Origin of the sequence: Carboxylicivirga litoralis (assembly GCF_025499605.1) — a bacterium.
Taxonomy (GTDB): domain Bacteria; phylum Bacteroidota; class Bacteroidia; order Bacteroidales; family Marinilabiliaceae; genus Carboxylicivirga; species Carboxylicivirga litoralis.
The window spans coordinates 507,959-525,827 of the sequence record NZ_JAFMVC010000001.1 but is presented as its reverse complement, the minus strand read 5'-3'; the positions used below and the strand labels follow the sequence as shown (position 1 = coordinate 525,827).

The 17,869-nt window shown below is 39.4% G+C and carries 14 protein-coding genes and 1 rRNA gene; 13 read left to right on the top strand and 2 right to left on the bottom strand.

Features of this window, described 5'->3' with window-relative positions; genetic code table 11:
• A 5S ribosomal RNA gene (gene rrf / locus J1N10_RS02065) occupies positions 1–85 on the top strand; the annotation flags it as partial.
• Positions 86–313: 228 nt separating this feature from the next.
• Positions 314–2,626 (top strand): GH92 family glycosyl hydrolase, encoded by a 2,313-nt coding sequence (locus tag J1N10_RS02060; protein ID WP_262325012.1) that lies wholly within the window; start codon positions 314–316, stop codon positions 2,624–2,626.
• Positions 2,627–2,668: 42 nt separating this feature from the next.
• Here the strand turns inward: J1N10_RS02060 and J1N10_RS02055 are convergent, their stop codons facing one another.
• Positions 2,669–3,298, bottom strand: a complete 630-nt coding sequence (locus J1N10_RS02055; protein WP_262325011.1) for an NAD(P)H-dependent oxidoreductase — start codon at positions 3,296–3,298, stop codon at positions 2,669–2,671.
• A 127-nt stretch (positions 3,299–3,425) separates the two neighbouring features.
• Here J1N10_RS02055 and J1N10_RS02050 point away from each other — a divergent pair, with 127 nt between their 5' ends.
• The gene (locus J1N10_RS02050) at positions 3,426–6,785 is read left to right on the top strand and encodes a hybrid sensor histidine kinase/response regulator (protein WP_262325010.1); all 3,360 of its coding nucleotides are present in this window, start codon (positions 3,426–3,428) and stop codon (positions 6,783–6,785) included.
• Here the strand turns inward: J1N10_RS02050 and J1N10_RS02045 are convergent.
• Positions 6,782–7,270, bottom strand: a complete 489-nt coding sequence (locus J1N10_RS02045) for an Lrp/AsnC family transcriptional regulator (RefSeq protein ID WP_262325009.1) — start codon at positions 7,268–7,270, stop codon at positions 6,782–6,784. The two genes, J1N10_RS02050 and J1N10_RS02045, sit on opposite strands and share 4 nt — an antisense overlap.
• A gap of 126 nt (positions 7,271–7,396) precedes the next feature.
• On the opposite strand from J1N10_RS02045, the gene J1N10_RS02040 reads away from it, so the two are divergent.
• From J1N10_RS02040 to J1N10_RS01995, 10 genes are all read left to right on the top strand, one after another.
• Positions 7,397–8,671, top strand: a complete 1,275-nt coding sequence (locus J1N10_RS02040; RefSeq protein WP_262325008.1) for a cystathionine gamma-synthase family protein — start codon at positions 7,397–7,399, stop codon at positions 8,669–8,671.
• A 502-nt stretch (positions 8,672–9,173) separates the two neighbouring features.
• Positions 9,174–10,949 (top strand): V-type ATP synthase subunit A, encoded by a 1,776-nt coding sequence (locus J1N10_RS02035; protein WP_262325007.1) that lies wholly within the window; start codon positions 9,174–9,176, stop codon positions 10,947–10,949.
• The gene (locus J1N10_RS02030; protein WP_262325006.1) at positions 10,946–12,256 is read left to right on the top strand and encodes a V-type ATP synthase subunit B; all 1,311 of its coding nucleotides are present in this window, start codon (positions 10,946–10,948) and stop codon (positions 12,254–12,256) included. Before J1N10_RS02035 ends, J1N10_RS02030 begins: the two co-directional genes overlap by 4 nt.
• Positions 12,257–12,285: 29 nt before the next feature.
• A complete protein-coding gene (locus J1N10_RS02025) occupies positions 12,286–12,891 on the top strand; it encodes a hypothetical protein (RefSeq protein WP_262325005.1) in 606 nt (201 codons plus the stop codon).
• A 2-nt stretch (positions 12,892–12,893) separates the two neighbouring features.
• Positions 12,894–13,397 (top strand): DUF2764 domain-containing protein, encoded by a 504-nt coding sequence (locus J1N10_RS02020; protein ID WP_262325004.1) that lies wholly within the window; start codon positions 12,894–12,896, stop codon positions 13,395–13,397.
• Entirely contained in the window at positions 13,397–14,005 is a 609-nt protein-coding gene (locus tag J1N10_RS02015; RefSeq protein WP_262325003.1) for a V-type ATP synthase subunit D, read from the top strand. Before J1N10_RS02020 ends, J1N10_RS02015 begins: the two co-directional genes overlap by 1 nt.
• 8 nt (positions 14,006–14,013) lie before the next feature.
• Positions 14,014–15,819 (top strand): V-type ATP synthase subunit I, encoded by a 1,806-nt coding sequence (locus J1N10_RS02010; RefSeq protein ID WP_262325002.1) that lies wholly within the window; start codon positions 14,014–14,016, stop codon positions 15,817–15,819.
• 25 nt (positions 15,820–15,844) lie between these two features.
• Complete coding sequence (locus tag J1N10_RS02005) at positions 15,845–16,303, top strand: hypothetical protein (protein ID WP_262325001.1); 459 nt, start codon at positions 15,845–15,847, stop codon at positions 16,301–16,303.
• Positions 16,304–16,436: 133 nt separating this feature from the next.
• On the top strand, positions 16,437–16,796 hold the full coding sequence (locus J1N10_RS02000; protein ID WP_262325000.1) for a hypothetical protein: 360 nt from the start codon (positions 16,437–16,439) through the stop codon (positions 16,794–16,796).
• A gap of 227 nt (positions 16,797–17,023) precedes the next feature.
• Positions 17,024–17,836 carry a universal stress protein gene (locus J1N10_RS01995; RefSeq protein WP_262324999.1) on the top strand — a complete coding sequence of 271 codons (813 nt, stop codon included), beginning with the start codon at positions 17,024–17,026 and terminating at the stop codon, positions 17,834–17,836.
• The last annotated feature ends 33 nt before the right edge of the window (positions 17,837–17,869 follow it).

The window sequence follows — 17,869 nt, the reverse complement described above, 5'->3', positions numbered from 1 at the left end:
ACCTCTTCCCATTCCGAACAGAGAAGTTAAGCCCGATAGCGCCGATGGTACTGCGTAGAAGTGGGAGAGTAGGTCGCCGCCTTTTTTTAGAGAAACCTCTTATTCATTCGAATAAGGGGTTTTTTGTGTTTAGGGGGTTTGTTAATCAAGCTATATATACTCCTCGCCTAAATAGAAGTTGTTGAATTAAACACGGTGGATAAATGTTTTTACTCAGGTCCCATTTGTTCTTTGCTCTATTATTTAGGCTGTTATAGTTGTTTGTAATGGAAAAAGCTATGTAATTTGCAAGAAAATTGTGAATACGAACGCTATGATGAGATTAGGAAAACATGCAGTATTTTTAGTACTTGCTTTACTTTTGGTCACTTCTTGTGATGATACAAAAACTACCAATTGCTTGGTGGTTGAAGATCCAGTTGAATATGTTAATACCTTAATGGGTACAGATTCTGAGTTTGCACTTTCTAACGGTAATACTTATCCAGCTGTTGCGACACCCTGGGGTATGAACTTCTGGACGCCCCAGACGAATAAAATGGGAGATGGTTGGGCGTACCAATACGACGCTCATAAGATTCGTGGGATTAAACAAACGCACCAACCTAGTCCTTGGATAAATGATTATGCCGCTTTTAGCTTGATGGCTGTTACAGGCGAATTAAAATTTAAAGAAAATGAACGTGCAAGTTGGTTTTCGCACAAAGCTGAAACTGCTCGTCCACATTATTACCAGGTCTATTTGGCCGATTATGATGTAAATGTTGAAGTATCTCCAACTGAGAGGGCCGCACAGTTTCGTTTTACTTTTCCTGAAAATGAGGAGAGCTATGTTCTTGTTGATGGCTTTCACCAAGGGTCATATGTAAAGGTTATACCGGAAGAACGAAAACTAATTGGTTATTGTAAAAATAACTCGGGAGGCGTGCCAGAGAACTTTCATAACTATTTTGTTATAGAATTCGACAAAGACATTGCTGGTGTAAAAACATGGAATAAAGATGAGTTAATTGATGCAAATGAACAAGAAGGGTATCATGTTGGTGCAGTTATTCAGTTCCAGACTAAAAAAGGAGAACAAGTTCACGCAAAGGTTGCATCTTCTTTTATAAGTTATGAACAAGCGCAGTTAAACTTAGAACGGGAAATTGGAAAAGATAGCTTTGATACGACTAAAGAGAAAGCTTATCAGGCTTGGCGAACAGAGCTGGACAAGATTAAGATAGAAGGAGGTACGATTGATCAACAGCGAATTTTTTATTCCACCTTGTATCGTGTATTGTTGTTTCCACGTAAATTCTTTGAGTACGATCAAAATAATAAGGTGGTTCATTACAGTCCTTATAACGGAAAAGTACTTCCAGGTTATATGTTTACCGATAATGGATTTTGGGATACTTTCAGAGCCGTATTCCCTTTTTTCACCATTATGTATCCGGAGTTGAATAATCAAATCATGGAGGGATTGGTTAATACTTATAAAGAAAGTGGCTGGCTACCAGAGTGGGCAAGTCCTGGTCACCGTGGTTGTATGATTGGCTCTAACTCTGCCGTTAATATTGCCGATGCTTATTTAAAGGGAATGCGCGATTATGATATTGAGACCCTATATGAAGCAATTATAAAGAATACCAATGGTTATTTAGAAGATATTACGTCAGTAGGGCGTTACGGAGCCTCTTATTATAATGAATTAGGCTATGTTCCGTATGATGTGGGTATTCACGAAAATGCTGCACGGACATTAGAATATGCCTTCGCTGATTACAATATCTATAAATTAGCTAAAGCATTAAACAAGCCTCAGGATGAAATAGATTTGTTTGCTAAACGTGCACAGAATTACAAAAATCTATTCTGCCCGGATAATAAGTTGATGAGAGGTAAAAATGCAGATGGTACTTTTCAAGAGCCATTTAGCGAATTTAAATGGGGTGGTGCTTTTACCGAAGGAAACAGCTGGCATTATACCTGGTCTGTATTTCATGATATTGAAGGCTTAAAGCAGCTTATGGGAGGCAATGAAGCATTTGTTAGTCAGCTTGACAAAGTATTCGAATTACCTCCGGTTTTCGATGATTCCTATTATGGTTTCCCGATTCATGAGATTCGTGAAATGCAGATTATGAATATGGGACAATATGCGCATGGTAATCAGCCTATTCAGCATATGACCTATTTGTACAATTACGCAGGGCAACCCTGGAAATCGCAATACTGGGTGAGAAAGGTGATGGATAAATTGTATACGCCAAATCCAGATGGCTATTGTGGCGATGAAGATAATGGACAGACTTCAGCCTGGTATGTGTTTAGTGCTATGGGTTTTTATCCGGTGTGTCCTGGCCAGGATATGTATGTATTCGGAAGTCCTATTTTTGATAAAGTGAATGTGAGTCTTCCAAATGGTAAAAAGTTGGTTATCTCAAGTGAAAATAATGGAATAGATAATGTTTACGTCAATAGCCTAATGGTGAATGGCAATACCTGGAATAAAAATTACATCACGCATGATGATTTATTGAACGGAGGCGAATTACATTTTAAAATGGACGCCGAACCTAATAAGCAAAGAGGAATTAATGCAGATAGTTATCCGCCTTCGATGAGTACAGAAAAAGAATGAATGAAAAACGGCTTGCAAAATCTGCAAGCCGTTTTTGTTTTGTTATAATTTTATAATCAGTTCATCAAGTGCTTTTCGAACTTTGGGTAGTGCCTGGTATTTATCGGTAGCAGAACGGATACCAACTGCGGCTATTACAACCGAAGACAGTTTTTTATCTTCTAAGCCAAGGATTTTATCGAATTCTTTCTTGTCAAATCCTTCCATTGGGCAAGTGTCAATGCCTTCCACCGCTGCGGTGACCATTAACTGCCCTAAGGCAATGTAGGCTTGCTTAGCCTGCCAAGTTTGCAACTCTTCTTTAGGCAATTGTTTAATAGAGCCTTTCATCATGTTTTCGTATTCGGCTAATGATTCCACGGGTATATTTCGCGTTGTTGAAATACGAGCTATAAAGTCATCAACATGTTTTTCTGACAAGTCGGTATTAATGGCAAACAATATTAATTGAGAGGCGTCTGTTATTTGAGGCTGATTCCAGGCCGCAGCCTTTAATTTCTCTCTAAGTTTATTATCCTCAACTACAACGATGGAAAAGGGTTGTAGTCCAAATGATGAAGGCGCCAGGTTAGTGGCTTCCAATAATAAATTTAATTGTGTTTCCGATAATTTTTTTGAAGCATCGAACTCTTTAGTGGCATATCGCCAATTTAGTTTCTCTAGTATATCCATTTTTTTTCTTGATTATCATTTTACTTTAGATTCTAAACAATGGATGTGAGGTTTTGTTTGTTTCGCTTTTTGATTTGGATAAGATATAACTTTCATTAATTTTATAATTGCCTTAAATTAAGTATGCTTGAAGAAATTTAATCCCATATATCAGCTGTTCCTGTTTTTCTGGGTAGGGCAAGTCGCATTATTGAGTATGTCTGCTCAGGTAAAACGATACACCAGTTACTCATTTACAATCGATGAAGGACTGTCGCAAAATTCAATTAATTGTATGCTAAAAGATCATCGTGGTTTTGTATGGTTTGGAACAGAAGAAGGTTTAAATCGTTTCGATGGCATTGGAGTCACCATTTTTTCAACAGATGATGGCCCAGAAACCGGACTACTCAATAATACCATTAATTGTTTGCTGGAAGATAGAGAAAATGACCTGATATACATCGGAACCAATGGGGGGGGATTAAGTGTTTTTAATCCCCAAAATGAGTTGTTCACTCACTATTTGTATGATAAAGACAACAACTCTATCCTGTCTGGTTTTGTTTATGATTTATGCCAGGATATCAGTGGGAATATTGTCATGGCGACGTCGTATGGTGTTAGTATTTTCAATCCACAGACGGGTATTTTTAACAATTTTGAAGTTAATGAAGAACATAATGCTGAATTTCCTTACGTGGTTCCAACGGCCGTGTTAGCCGCTGATGATTATACGTTATGGGTTGGTACTTATGGAAAGGGAATTGTTGAACTTGATACCCAACAAAGACAATTCAAGCAGTACTCACTATCAGCTGATGATCATCAGGCTGATAAAAGTAATATCATTTCAGAGTTAGAATTTAATACGGCTAATAATACATTAAGGGTGGCAACCGATGGTGGTTATTTTGAATTTGATACGACCACCAAAGAGGTACGCTTGCTCTTTCTTGATAATATCAAAGTAAGTGATATAGCCGTTGATAAGAGAGGCGAACTGTGGTTGAGTAGCGGGCTCACAGGTTTATATCATGTACTCCCAGACGGTAAGGTTGAACACTTTAAAAAAGATCCATACGATATATATTCCCTGCAGGATAACTTTATTCGTTGCCTCCTGGTTGATGAACGTGATAACCTTTGGTTGGGCACCAAAAGCAGTGGTGCTATTCACCAGGATATTTCCAGTAACCAGTTTCTTCATTATTATCAAACTAAAGGAGGAGATGGTCTTTATGGGAAATCGGTGTATGCAATGGATGAAGATGCGCATGGTGTTCTTTGGCTAGGCACCATGCAAGGTATTTCCATTTGGAATTCAGCCAATGGTGAGATAAACCGTTACCTTCCTTTCGGTTCTGGAAAAGATATTTCAGTGTGGGTGCTTTTACACGATGGTGATTATTTGTGGATTGGCACCTCAAGTGGATTGATAAAACATAATAAATCAACACGCGAAAATGTTATATACAATCATTCGGTAGAAGATGAATCATCGTTGCCCGATTTTGAGGTATTTGCACTCGAAAAAGATTCGAAAGGAAACTTGTGGGTAGGTACTGCCCATGGATTAGCGATGCTAAACCTGAATACTAACACCATAAAACGCTACCCGTTTGAGCATAATAACGGAATGACAAGCTATGTGACAATTTGGGACGTGCATGAGTCTGGCGATGGTAATTTATGGATTACAAGTCCCAATGGGGTGAATGTATATAATGCAGATACAGATTCTTTTAATTTTTCTTTCGCCGAAGATACAGGTGAGCTGGGCCTATATACAGCAGGTGTTCATTCGGTGTATGAAGATTCTGCTCAACGCCTATGGTTCGCTACTGATAAAGGGGTATGTCAAGTTGATAGTGACTTAACTGTTACTAGCCGTTATGGACTGAAAGAGGGCTTGGCCAATGCATGCTGTTATCAGATTTTGGAGCATCATAACAAATTATGGATAAGTACTAATAAAGGTATCTCTCAGGTTGATATCAATACAGGTGAGGTTATTAACTTTGATGTCAATGACGGGCTGCAAAGTAATGAGTTTAATACTGCTTCTGAAAAGCTTGGTAATGGAAACCTGGTGTTTGGAGGTATTAATGGCTTTAACGTGTTTCATCCGGATAGTATCAGGCAATCCATGTATAAACCGCCGCTATATTTTACGTCCTTAGAGTTGTATGGGCAGCCAATTACTGTTAGAGATTCAACTGACTTTGATGTTGTTGTTCTGGATGCTTCCATACTAACGGCGAATACAATTTATTTTGAACCCGATGAACGTTTTTTTACACTCAATTTTGCAGCACTTGATTATCACCAGCCAACTGAGATAGACTATTACTACCGAATGCTGCCAAATTCAGAAGAGTGGATTCCATTAAAGAAGAAGCGAAACCTGACCTTTATCGATCTAAGTCCTGGGGAGTATCAGTTACAGGTGCGTTCCAGCAATGCTGAGGGTTATTTGTGTGATAATATTAAGGTTCTTAAACTGATAATAAAACCTCCTTACTGGAAAACGACCTGGTTTATATTTTTGTGCATCTGTCTAACAATTATCTTGGTGTATGTTGTGGGGCGTTTATATTATCATCGTTTGCAACGAGATAAAGAAATTCTTGAAAAGCGTGTAAGTATTCGGACCAAAGAGATTCAATTACAGCGTAATATTGCCCATCGCCAGCGTGATGAAATTGCCAGACAGAAGGAGGAGATAGAGAGTTTTGCGAAAAATCTGGAAGAACTGGTGGATCAGCGAACTCAGGAGTTGAAGTTGGCAAAGGAGGCAGCAGAAGAGTCTGATCGGTTAAAGTCAGCTTTCTTATCCAATATGAGTCATGAAATTCGAACACCTATGAATGCCATTATTGGCTTTTCAGAATTACTGCTCGACGGTTCCTTTTCCGATGGTGAAAAAAATGATTTTGCAAAGTTGATACGAACCAATGGCGATAATTTGCTTCACCTGCTAAATGATATTATTGATATTTCAATGATTGAATCGGGGCAGTTAAAAATTGCCGTGAGTTCAATTAATGCATCCGAGCTTATTCGAGAAGTGTTTGAATCGTTTAATACCTCAAAAACGTTAAAAGATAAGCCGCAGGTAAGTTTTCAGCTCACCATGCCCGATGAACCAATACGCGTATTATCTGATAATTTCAGGCTGCGGCAGATACTGAACAACCTAATAAGTAATGCTATTAAGTTCACGGCTTCAGGCTACGTTAAAGTCATGCTGGTTAAAGAAGGCCACTTTGCACGTTTTAGCGTTGAAGATAGTGGCATTGGTATTAGTTTGGAACATCAAAATCGTATATTTGACCGCTTTTTGAAAGTGGAAAATAACACTGCTAATTTATATGCCGGAAATGGATTGGGATTAACCATCACCAAAAACCTGGTTCAGTTATTAAATGGCAAAATTGGTTTGGAATCCGAAAAAGGTGTAGGCACCAACTTTTTCTTTTATGTGCCACTGGATACGAATGATTAATCCAGGTGTAGCTCGGTACCTGACTTAATTTCACGCATGACAAAAGAACTTTGTACATTACCTACATTGTCAACTAATGCCAGCTTATTGTAGATAAAGTTATGATAGGTCTCCATGTTTTGTGTAATTACTTTTAGAGTATAATCAAACATTCCTGCTATGTGATGACATTCAATAACTTCTGGTAGTTTGGCTATTTCTGTTTCAAATTCGTGTATAACATTGTGCGAATGCTGTTTGAGCGATACATTGCAAAAAGCCACTAATTCCTTACCAACTTTCTCTTTGTTAATAATCGCCACATATTTTTCAATGACGCCTGACCGCTCCAGGCGTTTGATGCGCTCAAATACTGGAGTTGTCGATAGATTGAGATGATGTGCCAGTTGTTTAGTGGTCATCTTGGCATTTTCTTGTAACAGTTTTAGTAGCTTTTTATCGGTATCATCCAGGTTGATGGGAGAATATTTTTCTGTAGGGGCCATTTTTTTATGATTAAATAGTTAAAAAATCTTCAATAAACAAATATAATAGAATGAAATGCCAATATAGTTAATATATGTAGTTAAAATAACTGCATATAGCTAAATTTGTTAAAAAATATTTCGACGATGGATAAGAAGATGAAACCAGAAAGTTTGATGATGTCACATGCTTATGATGCACATGCACATCAAGGAGCCGTGAAAAGCCCTATCTATCAAACTTCTACCTACTGCTTTAATTCAGCAGAAGAGGGCAAGGCTTTCTTTGAATTAGCCTATGGTTTGAGAGAGAAGGAAGAAGGCGAGGAGATGGGAATGATTTATTCTCGTTTGAACCATCCGAATATGGATATTCTGGAGAAACGTTTAGCACTTTGGGATGAGACGGATGCAGCAGCATTTTTTTCAAGCGGTATGGGAGCAATTTCCACGACTGTATTTTCATTTGTAAAACCAGGAGATGTTTTATTGTATTCCGGACCGGTTTACGGCGGCACCGATCACTTCTTTAACCATGTATTGCCTGAGTTCAATATTGATGTTGTAACGTTTGTAAAAGGCGAAGGTGAAGATGTGATTATTGAGCGCGTTGAAAAAGCTTTTCCAGGACGTAAACCCTCAATGGTTTATGTAGAAACACCTGGTAATCCTACCAACTCTATTATTGACATGGAGATGGTGTCGCGTGTCGCGAAGTATTTTAGCACAGAAGAAAAGAAATGCATTTTTGCAGTTGATAATACATTCTTAGGACCTGTTTTTCAGCATCCAATGCAGTTTGGTGCCGATATAGTGATTTATTCGGCGACTAAATTTATTGGCGGACACAGTGATGTTATTGCAGGAGCAGTGACTGGGCCGTCTGCCTTAATTGGACAAATAAAAGGTATGAGAACCTTCTTTGGTAGTCAGCTTGATCCAAATTCGAGCTGGTTATTACAACGAAGCCTGGAAACAATAAAAGTGCGCATGGAAGAACAAGCCCGGAGTGCACGAATTATAGTAGATTACCTGAAAGATCATCCGATGGTAGACAAAATTCACTATCTTGGATTATTGGATGATGAGCCGGAGTTAAAAGATATTTTTGATCGTCAATGCCTATCAACAGGTTCGATGATTGCGTTTGATATTGTTGGGGGAGAAAAAGAAGCGTTTTTATTCCTTAACAATCTAAAATTGTTTAAATTAGCTGTGAGCCTTGGTTCGACAGAGAGCTTAGCTCAGCATCCGGCTACAATGACACATGTTGATGTGTCTCCGGAAGACAGAGCGAAATTAGGTATTTCGCCGTCACTAGTTAGATTAAGTATTGGGCTTGAGAATCCACAGGATTTGATAGAACAGATAGAAAACGCCTTCCAAGTGGTTAAGAAGGCGCGAAGTTCGGCCATCTGCTAGCATTTGGCTTGAATTTGGTTTTTATGGTTAATGTTTTGCTAAGCCGTCCTGTGGTGGGACGGCTTTTTTTGTGCCATAATGGTTATGCTGCTTTTTTTAAATTCATAGAACGGAGAGAATTTACTGACTTGATTTTATTTTTTTGCCTCAGTTTACTTATTTAAAAATAAAAGATAAACAGCTCCTAATGTATCAAAAATCATCTTTTCACATTCGTAACTTATTTATGTTATTTTATTCGAAAATTGATAGCGTTCATTCATTATTACTTCCATTTGAATGATTATTTATATACATTCGTTTTACCTTTTAACTATCATCATTTAGCTCTTTATAATCCTTCTAAATTAATGTGGGATGAGTGTCAAAAAAACTTATATTTGATTTCCAGAAGAATGTTAATTAATAGTATTCCAGTAAATAACATGCCTAAATTGTATGTGTTTTCAAATTAGTAATGGGGAGTTAGTTGGAGAAACCAGCTGGCTTTAAAATATAAATTATGAACGATATCAATAAAAAGAGGACAGGGAACCTTATTTCCATCCAGGATTCGTTGGTGAAAGCCCGATTCTTTGATGATGTAATAATGGGGGAAACTGCTGAGATTTCCGTAGATGGGAAATTCCTCCAGGCGGAGGTTTTGCAGATTATACCTGATCCAAAAAATGCTGATGCAGGTATTGTAGAAATGCAGGTTTTTGAAGACTTGACAGGAGCTAAAATTGGTGATGAAGTAGTATTTAAAGGTACTCCTTTATCTGTATTATTGGGGCCTGGGCTTTTAACAAGTGTATGGGATGGTCTTCAAAATCCATTGTATAAATTAAGTGAAGAAGATGCTTACTTAAAACCAGGAATGAATGCTCCATCTTTGGACGAGGAAGCCTTATGGGATTTCACGCCTAGTGTAAAAGTTGGTGATTCGGTTGCCGGCGGTGATGTGATTGGTTCTGTACCTGAAGGCAAGGTGGATCATAAAATATTAGTGCCATTTAGTTTTGGGACTTGCAAAGTTGAAAGTGTTATTGAAAAAAGCTCAGTTAATATTACACAACAAGTTGCTGTTGTGGTAGATGAGTTAGGTGTAAAACACGAGCTTAAGTTGGCATTCCGACAAGCGGTAAAAAAACCAATTCCATTTAAAGAACGAGCTATTCCAAGTAAGCCCATCTCTACGGGAACGCGTGTTATTGATTTGTTAGCCCCTGTTGGTTACGGTGGTACTGTTGGTAACCCAGGGCCTTTTGGTGCCGGTAAAACTGTATTACAACACTCACTTTGTAAATATGCTGTGGCGGATATTATGATTATGGCTGCGTGTGGTGAGCGTGCTGGTGAAGCAGTTGAGGTGTTTAAAGAATTTGCTGAGTTAGAAGATCCAACAACCGGTGAATCGTTGATGAAGCGTATGTGTATTTTCGGTAATACCAGTTCAATGCCGGTGGCGGCTCGTGAGGCTTCAGTGTTTATTGCTTTAACAGTAGGTGAATATTACCGTTACCAAGGTAAAAAAGTAGTGCTGCTAGCGGATTCAACTTCGCGTTGGGCACAGGCATTACGCGAGCGTAGTGGTCGTCAGGGTGATATTCCTGGACCGGAGGCCTTCCCAATGGATATTCCGGATCAGATTAAAGGTATGTACCAACGTGCTGGCGAAGACCTAGGTACTGGAGGTTCTCTAACCTTTATTGGTACAGTATCTCCTGCTGGTGGTAACTTCCAGGAGCCGGTAACACAAGCCACAATGGATGCAACTGGTGGTTTCTGGGGATTATCTCAGGACCGTGCCGATGCGAAAAAATATCCAGCTATCGATCCTTTAGTATATACAACATCTGTTTACGATGGCTTTGTATCATGGAAAGATCGTCAAAAGATGATTCAGACCTTAAATAACGCCAATGATATCGATCAAACAATTAGTACCATTGGTTTGAAAAAAGTACCGGTATCTAATTATGTGCAGTTTCAAAAAGGTTTGACCATTGATTTCTGTGTGATGCAGCAAGATGCCTTTGATAAGATAGATGCTTGTACGCGACCTGAGCGTTTGGATGTCATCAATGAAGCCGTGCAGAACTTAATTGATAGCGAAATAGCATTTGAGGCTGCTAACATGGATGATGAGCAATTAAAAGAGATGATCAAAAGCAAGTTTGATGAGCTGCGCCAGTGGTGGAAAGATTGGAATTATTCGGCTACTACTGAAGAGCAATTAGCTCAGTTACCAAATGCAGTTGCCAAATTTATTTTACAGGAGGAATACGCCGTATGATAAGAAAAGAGATAAATAAAATTAGCGAAGTAGGTAAAGCTCTTATCTCTGTAGAGGGCAATCCTGGAGTAGCACTCAATCACGTAGTTGAATTGTTAGAAGCTGACTCGGGTCAGAGCTTATCGTTTGCTAAAGCCATTAATATTACTGAGGATGCAACACGTTTTCAGGTGTTTAATGGTACTGCAGGATTAAGCACGCGAACTAAAATTCGCATGCACGAAGTGCCATTAACGGCAGGTTTTTCTAACAAGATGTTAGGACGTAGCTTTGATGGTTCTGGAGAAGTTGCCGATGGTGGACCAGAGGTGATCTTCGAGAAAGAAGTGTCAACGCGTCTGGATACGCTAAATCCAACAGTGCGTAACGTACCTAAGCAAGCTTTATGGACAGGTATTCCAATGATTGACGTATTTAATACATTGGTGAAATCGCAGAAGATTCCAATTTTTGCTGGCCCAACAGAGCCTTATAACCGCTTATTGTCACAGATTGCTCAAGGGGCTCAGGCAGATGTGATTATCTTCGCCGGTATTGGATTGAAGTTTGATGAGTATCAGTATTTTAAAGACCAGTTGTCTCAATCGGGTAATATTGATAAGACCATCATGTTTACTCACCTGGCTGGTGATTCACAGATTAAAGGTTTAATGTTGCCAGATGTGGCCTTAAGTGTGGCACGTGAGTTTGGTGATCAGGGAAAAGATGTTTTGGTACTCTTAACTGATATGACTAACTGGTCCAATATTTTACGTAATGTTGCCAACTACCAGGATATGATTCCTTCACTTCAAGGCTATCCAGGTTCTTTATATTCTGAGTTAGCCAAACGCTACGAGGTGGCTGCTGATATTGAAGGCGCGGGCTCCATCACCATTATTGGTGCCACAACTTTGGAATCGTTGGAAGATCCAGTACCTGATAACACAGGTTATATTACAGAGGGACAGTTCTTCTTAGAGAATGGTAAGCTGAAATTAGCGCGTTCGTTATCACGTTTGAAGCAAGGTGTAAACGGCAAAACACGTAGCGACCACCGTGCTATCATGACTGCCATGGCTTCATTATTAGCGGATGCCGAAAAAGCACAAGAGGCATCAGAAGTAGGAGCTGCCAATGACCCATATTCGCAAAAACTATTACGTTATCGTACCGACTTTATCCAAAATGTTGAAGAACCATTCGGTGAACCAATTGAGCTGGAAGCAGCCTTAGATAAATGTTGGGCTATTCTTAAGCGCCATTTCGATCCTACAGAAACAGGCCTCAGTAAAAAACTGATTGAAGAATATTGGGATAAGAATTAATCGGTTATCTATTAAAAAAAATGAACGAAATGCACGATAATAAAGAAAACCTGGAAACAATAGTTTCGAAGCTTAAGGAGCAAGGCATTGATGCAGGAGAGGCTGAAAAGCAACGCATTATTGAAGAAGCTAAGAAACAAGCTGAGGCCATTATCGCAGAGGCTGAAGCTCAAAAGAAGACTATTATAGATGAGGCTAACACTAAAGCTGAGCAGGTAGAAAACAATGCACAGATGGCTTTAAAGCAGGCTTCTCGGGATATGATTGAGGCAACCAAAGTGGCCGTTCTTAAATACATGGAGTCCATCTTTGGAGGTTTAAGCGAAAGTTTATTTACCCAAGAACAGTATCTGCAGGAGTTAACCAAGGCGGTTGTTGCTTCAATCGAAGGCCAGAAAGCTGTATCTGTACCAGCTGAGACCTTAAAAGCAATGGAGGCCTTTATATCTAAAGCTGGCTTAAATGAAGAAGTGGAGCTAAAGCCATTAGTCAATAATGCAGCTAAGATTGTAGTGCAGTCAAAAGAGAGCAGCGGTGTGCAGTTTGTATTGAGCGATAGTGATATACAACAGGCCATGTTTGCCCTTTTAAATAAAGATTTGGTTGAGCGCATAACCCAAAACCAGGAGGCTTAAGCATGTCGAACTTGGTTTATTTAATGTGTAGTTTGCCCTCGTTGAAGTTTGGTCAGGTGCCCCCCATAAGCATGGAGGAGTTTACCGCCGATGCCAAAAGTCAATTGTCGGCAAAGCACTTTAAAAAACTTGAACCGGTTGATATTTACCAGGCAACCGATTCAGAAGGGAAGGTGAGTCTTAAAAGAATTGCCGTTATGTTGGATGAGATGAAAGAAGACATGGCGGAACTCAGAGCAGCTAAAGCTCAAAGGCGCACACCCGGTTTAACGCGTTTCCCAGTAACAGTTGTTCATGCTAACCCATTAGAACGCGAAAAGCTAATAATGCGTTGGCAGTGGGAAGAACTTGACTCCATTGTGGCGGGCGAAGCGTTTACATTAACTGAGATTATGGTTTATAAATTGCGTTTGCAAATTTTAAATCGTTTAAACTCTTTTGATAATGAACGTGGCTCTCAGGTATTGGCGTCTGTTGTGAACCCGCCTAAAAAGAAGGAGGAATAATGGCAGGAGTAAAAATTAAATACACAAAAACAGAGCGTGCCCGTCAGAAGAAAATTCTGAAGGTGTCGTTACGTATGCTGCCTTTGTTCGAAGCCATGGAGAAATCTTTGATGTCAACAATTAACACCATTACTGAACGGATTGATGAAATTCGTCAGGTGATTGATCGAAATAATCGAAAGGCAGAACCATGGGTAGCGGTAATGAGTGATGTGCATGTAGATATTGCATCTTATATTGCTGTCAATGAAGTGATAACAAAGCCTATTGATGTGGCTGGTGTACGTGTTTATCAATACGAAAGTGTTGATTTCAACGTTGAACCTATTCAAGATGATACACCATTGTGGGTTGACGATGCTATTGAACTTATGAAGGAACAATTACAGCTGATGGCTGAAATAGACTGTTTGGAAGAGCAGATTCGTTTACTTGAAGAAGAGCTGTTAGATGTTCGTGCCCGAATTAAGTTGTTTGAAAATCGTCGTATTCCAAATGCGAAAATAGCAATTCGAAAAATTGGCCAGAAACTGCAAGATGATGAACGTCTGACGATTGCAACGGCCAAAGTTGTTAAAACCAGTCAAAGGGAAGGAGCGATGGTATGATTATAAAAATGAAAAAGCTATTGCTCTTTATGGCCAATCCTACCAATGATATGGATGAGGATTTGACGGTTTTGGGCAATTTGGGCTTAATGCATATTTCACCTTTTCAGCCGGCTAAGGATGAGTCGATAGAGCGTGTTCAAAAGCGTATCGGTGAGTTGGAGAAGGCTATTGCTATATTGGATGAATGTGATGGAGCTGAATCAGTTTCCTCAATTGAAGTCCCGGATTATAGCAAAGAAGAGCGTGGAGAGGTGGCTTTATTGCAAAAAGTGATTGAAGCTGACACAATAACAAGCGAACTTAAAAAGCAGGTAGCAGAACTTAATAAGGCTCAGCAGTGGTATGAGTGCTGGGGTAATGTTTCGTTAGAAGCTATCCGGGCAATTAATGAAAGTGGCGTCTACCTAAAGCTTTACGAAGTGCCTGATAAGGACTTGAAAAATCTTCGTAATCAAGATAATGTAGAAGTTGTAGCTCAATCTAATGGACATAGTCAGGTGGTACTTATCAGCGAAGATAAGGATGCTACATTAAACTATCATCCGATAGAATTACCCGGTGTTTCAAAACAAGAAGTGGAGCTCGCCTTAAGTGAAAAGAATACTGAGTTGGCCAACGGTCAGCAGTTATTACTTCAATTAAGTGCTCAGAAAAACGTTTTGATTGATGCTTTGGAGGAGCGAAACCGCCGCTTAACAATTCGCACTGTTCAGTATGGAGGTATAGCTTATCATGATAGAGTGCGTTGCTGGGAAGGGTTTATCCCAGAGGATAAGGTAAGTAATGTTACGGATGTAGCCGAACAAAATGGTTGGGGGTATGTGGTCAGAGAACCACGCCATGACGAATATGATTTGGTGCCAACATTACTTAAGAATCCAAAATGGACGCATAAGATTAAACCAGTCATGAACTTTATGGGCTTAGTTCCGGGATATGACGAAATAGATGTGTCCAAAGTATTTTTGGTCTTCTTTACATTTTTCACTGGTATATTGGTGGGAGATGCCGGCTACGGTCTTATCTTTTTTGCGCTGACTCTTTTTGCTCATTGGAAAACAGGTTTTGTTAAGAAGATTGAGTTTGGTTTGTTTTACACGTTATCTGTGTCTGTAATGGTATGGGGTGTGTTGACCGGGACCTATTTTGGTGCTGAGACCATTGCCAATATTCCGTTTTTGAAGCAATTGCAAGTGCAGCAACTGGCTAGTTTTGGAGGAGATAACCTGAAGATTCAGCAGTTTATGTTCCTGATTGGAGCAGTGCACCTGACCATTGGTCACCTTCAAAAAGGATGGAAGTACATCAACAGTGTCATCCCTGTCGCTCAGCTCGGTTGGGTTTCTATTGTATGGGGATTGTACTTCCTGGTAAATAAAATGGTTTTAGGAATTGAGGCTCCTGAATATATGCCGTGGCTATTTATTGGAGGTGCCGTATTGGTGGCTTTATTCTCAAGCCCGGGACAGCCATTATTTAAAGGTATGTTATCCTCTTTGGGGAACCTTCCTTTAAACGTTATTAATGGTTTTTCCGACGTCATCTCATACATTCGTTTGTATGCTGTTGGATTGTCAACGGTGTTAATGGCCAGTAGTTTTAACGACATGGCCATTGGAGAGGGTATCACAACCATTGCATCAGGAGTAGGTGCTGTGTTGGTTTTGGTGCTTGGTCACGCTTTAAATATGACATTAGCCGCTATGGCGGTATTGGTGCACGGTGTTCGTCTGAATATGTTGGAATATGCAGGGCATGCCAGTGTAGAATTCTCGGGTAGTGAATACAACCCATTTAAATTAAAAAAATAAGTAAAATCTCATAAAACTATAAACAATGACATTATTAACAGTAGTAAATGGATTTGGTGGTCACGCCATCGCTTTAGGAATCGCAGGTGTAGGTTCAGCAATCGGAACAGGAATTGCAGCAATGGGTGCAATGGGACTTTGGAAGCAATCAATTAAAGACAAAAAGAAATTACCGGCATTAGCATTGGCAATGGTTGGTATGCCCTTAAGTCAGGTGATTTATGGTATGATTTTCATGAACTCTTTAATTGGAGCTGATCTTAATCCTGATAGTTATACAAATCAGATGATTTTTGCTTTGTTCGTAGGTATCGCTATTGCTGCTTCAGCAATTATGCAGGGACGTGCAGGTGCTGCAGCTTGTTCTAACTTAGCTGTTGACGACAAGCAGGGAGCGGGTATGTACATTGCAGCCATGGGTGTTATTGAAACTGTAGCACTTTTGGCAATGGTATTCGGTATGGGTGGCATTCCAGCCGCATAAGGATAACCCCTGATAATAAAATATCAAAAGAGTTGGCTATATTTGCCAGCTCTTTTTTGTATGAATTAAAGAAGGCTTTAGTCACTATTATCAATCGCTATTGACTACAGTCTTCCGACTAAGTGCTTGATGAATGAATTTAACCGGTCAGTGGCAATTTTTTGAACAGTTTGAAGCAGGGTTTGATATGGGTTATGCTGTGTTAAAACAGGCTGGTGAAAAGATATCCGGAACTCTGGTGTATCGTGAATATATTTATGGTGAAGGTTCATTCCTTATTTCAATCGATGTGGAGGGTGATGTGATTGAAGAGCGTTTGATGCTACGCGGTAAAAGTTATGAAGTAGTGGATGCACCTTTCGATGTTGAATACTGTTTAGATGACCGCATTGCCGAATTGTCTGACCCAAATAAAATAGAAGGTCATAGTGTAGATGATCAAAATCTGGAAGGGCGATTTTTACTTCGAAGAGTCCATTCATTATTGTCGTAACAGATTAATTACCTCAAGTTTGAAATTAGGTTTCTTATTATTGACTAACGCAGCAATATTATTGATGAACTAATTGATTCTGTAGATTAAAAATACAACTAATTATTCCTAACTTCCGTATACTAATATAGCATTACCTTTTCCGAAAATGTTCGGTGATGAGTTTTCCTACGGTTATTCAAGCCGGTGTCGCAAGTAGAAAGCTAAAATCCTAAAATCATTACGCTATGAAACGGATTTTGTTGTTAACTGATTTTTCTGACACTGCCAGGAATGCCGCCATGTACGCCCTCAAGATGTTCGAAAACGAAAAGGTGTATTTTGACCTTCTTAATGCTTACGATCTCGAGTTTAGCGGCAGTCCGTATATTATGCAGGTAAAAGAAGAATTGGCCGAAGAAAGTCTGAAAGGACTGAAGAATGAGTTGTCCCTCTTGCATAGGCGTTTTCCTAATGCGCGCGTTGAATTAGCTTCTCGCTTTGGCAATTTAATGGAAGTTGTCCAGAATGAAATCGCTGACTTTAAACCCGAGTTAATTGTGATGGGCTGCCGGGGAGAGACAGCACTTGAAAATTTCTTATTAGGAAGTAATGCCTACGAAGTAGTGAAGCATGTTAATGCGGCTTTGTTGGTTGTTCCTAAGCATGCCAAGTTTAAAAAACCCGATAAAATTGTATTCGCCACAGATTTGAAAGATGTTAAAGTAGACGATGTGGTGAATCCATTGCGTGACTTATCGAATCATTTCCATGCTGATTTGATGTTTGTGAATGTGCTGGAAGATGATTATGTGAATCGTTTAGAAGCAGAGAATAAAATAGCGACTCACTTCGAAGGATTGAACTTAAGTTTCAACTTTATTGAAGGTGAAGATGTTTGCAATGGTATCTTAAAATTTATGGATGAGAATGATGCTGATATTGTAACGCTTGTTAGGCATAACGAGTCTTTCTTTGAACGTTTATTCCATCCTAGTGTAACCAAAAAAATGGTGTTGCATCCAGAGCACCCTATGTTGATACTTCATGATGAGACATAAAAAAAGAGGCCAATTGGCCTCTTTTTTAGTATA

What these genes read in the sequence shown, in the direction of transcription:
- J1N10_RS01995 (WP_262324999.1), top strand. Translation starts at nt 17,024, where the DNA reads ATGAAACGGATTTTGTTGTTAACTGATTTTTCTGACACTGCCAGGAAT.
- J1N10_RS02010 (WP_262325002.1), top strand. Translation starts at nt 14,014, where the DNA reads ATGAAAAAGCTATTGCTCTTTATGGCCAATCCTACCAATGATATGGAT.
- J1N10_RS02020 (WP_262325004.1), top strand. Translation starts at nt 12,894, where the DNA reads ATGTCGAACTTGGTTTATTTAATGTGTAGTTTGCCCTCGTTGAAGTTT.
- J1N10_RS02060 (WP_262325012.1), top strand. Translation starts at nt 314, where the DNA reads ATGATGAGATTAGGAAAACATGCAGTATTTTTAGTACTTGCTTTACTT.
- J1N10_RS02000 (WP_262325000.1), top strand. Translation starts at nt 16,437, where the DNA reads ATGAATTTAACCGGTCAGTGGCAATTTTTTGAACAGTTTGAAGCAGGG.
- J1N10_RS02030 (WP_262325006.1), top strand. Translation starts at nt 10,946, where the DNA reads ATGATAAGAAAAGAGATAAATAAAATTAGCGAAGTAGGTAAAGCTCTT.
- J1N10_RS02035 (WP_262325007.1), top strand. Translation starts at nt 9,174, where the DNA reads ATGAACGATATCAATAAAAAGAGGACAGGGAACCTTATTTCCATCCAG.
- J1N10_RS02055 (WP_262325011.1), bottom strand. Translation starts at nt 3,298, where the DNA reads ATGGATATACTAGAGAAACTAAATTGGCGATATGCCACTAAAGAGTTC.
- J1N10_RS02045 (WP_262325009.1), bottom strand. Translation starts at nt 7,270, where the DNA reads ATGGCCCCTACAGAAAAATATTCTCCCATCAACCTGGATGATACCGAT.
- J1N10_RS02025 (WP_262325005.1), top strand. Translation starts at nt 12,286, where the DNA reads ATGCACGATAATAAAGAAAACCTGGAAACAATAGTTTCGAAGCTTAAG.
- J1N10_RS02005 (WP_262325001.1), top strand. Translation starts at nt 15,845, where the DNA reads ATGACATTATTAACAGTAGTAAATGGATTTGGTGGTCACGCCATCGCT.
- J1N10_RS02040 (WP_262325008.1), top strand. Translation starts at nt 7,397, where the DNA reads ATGGATAAGAAGATGAAACCAGAAAGTTTGATGATGTCACATGCTTAT.
- J1N10_RS02015 (WP_262325003.1), top strand. Translation starts at nt 13,397, where the DNA reads ATGGCAGGAGTAAAAATTAAATACACAAAAACAGAGCGTGCCCGTCAG.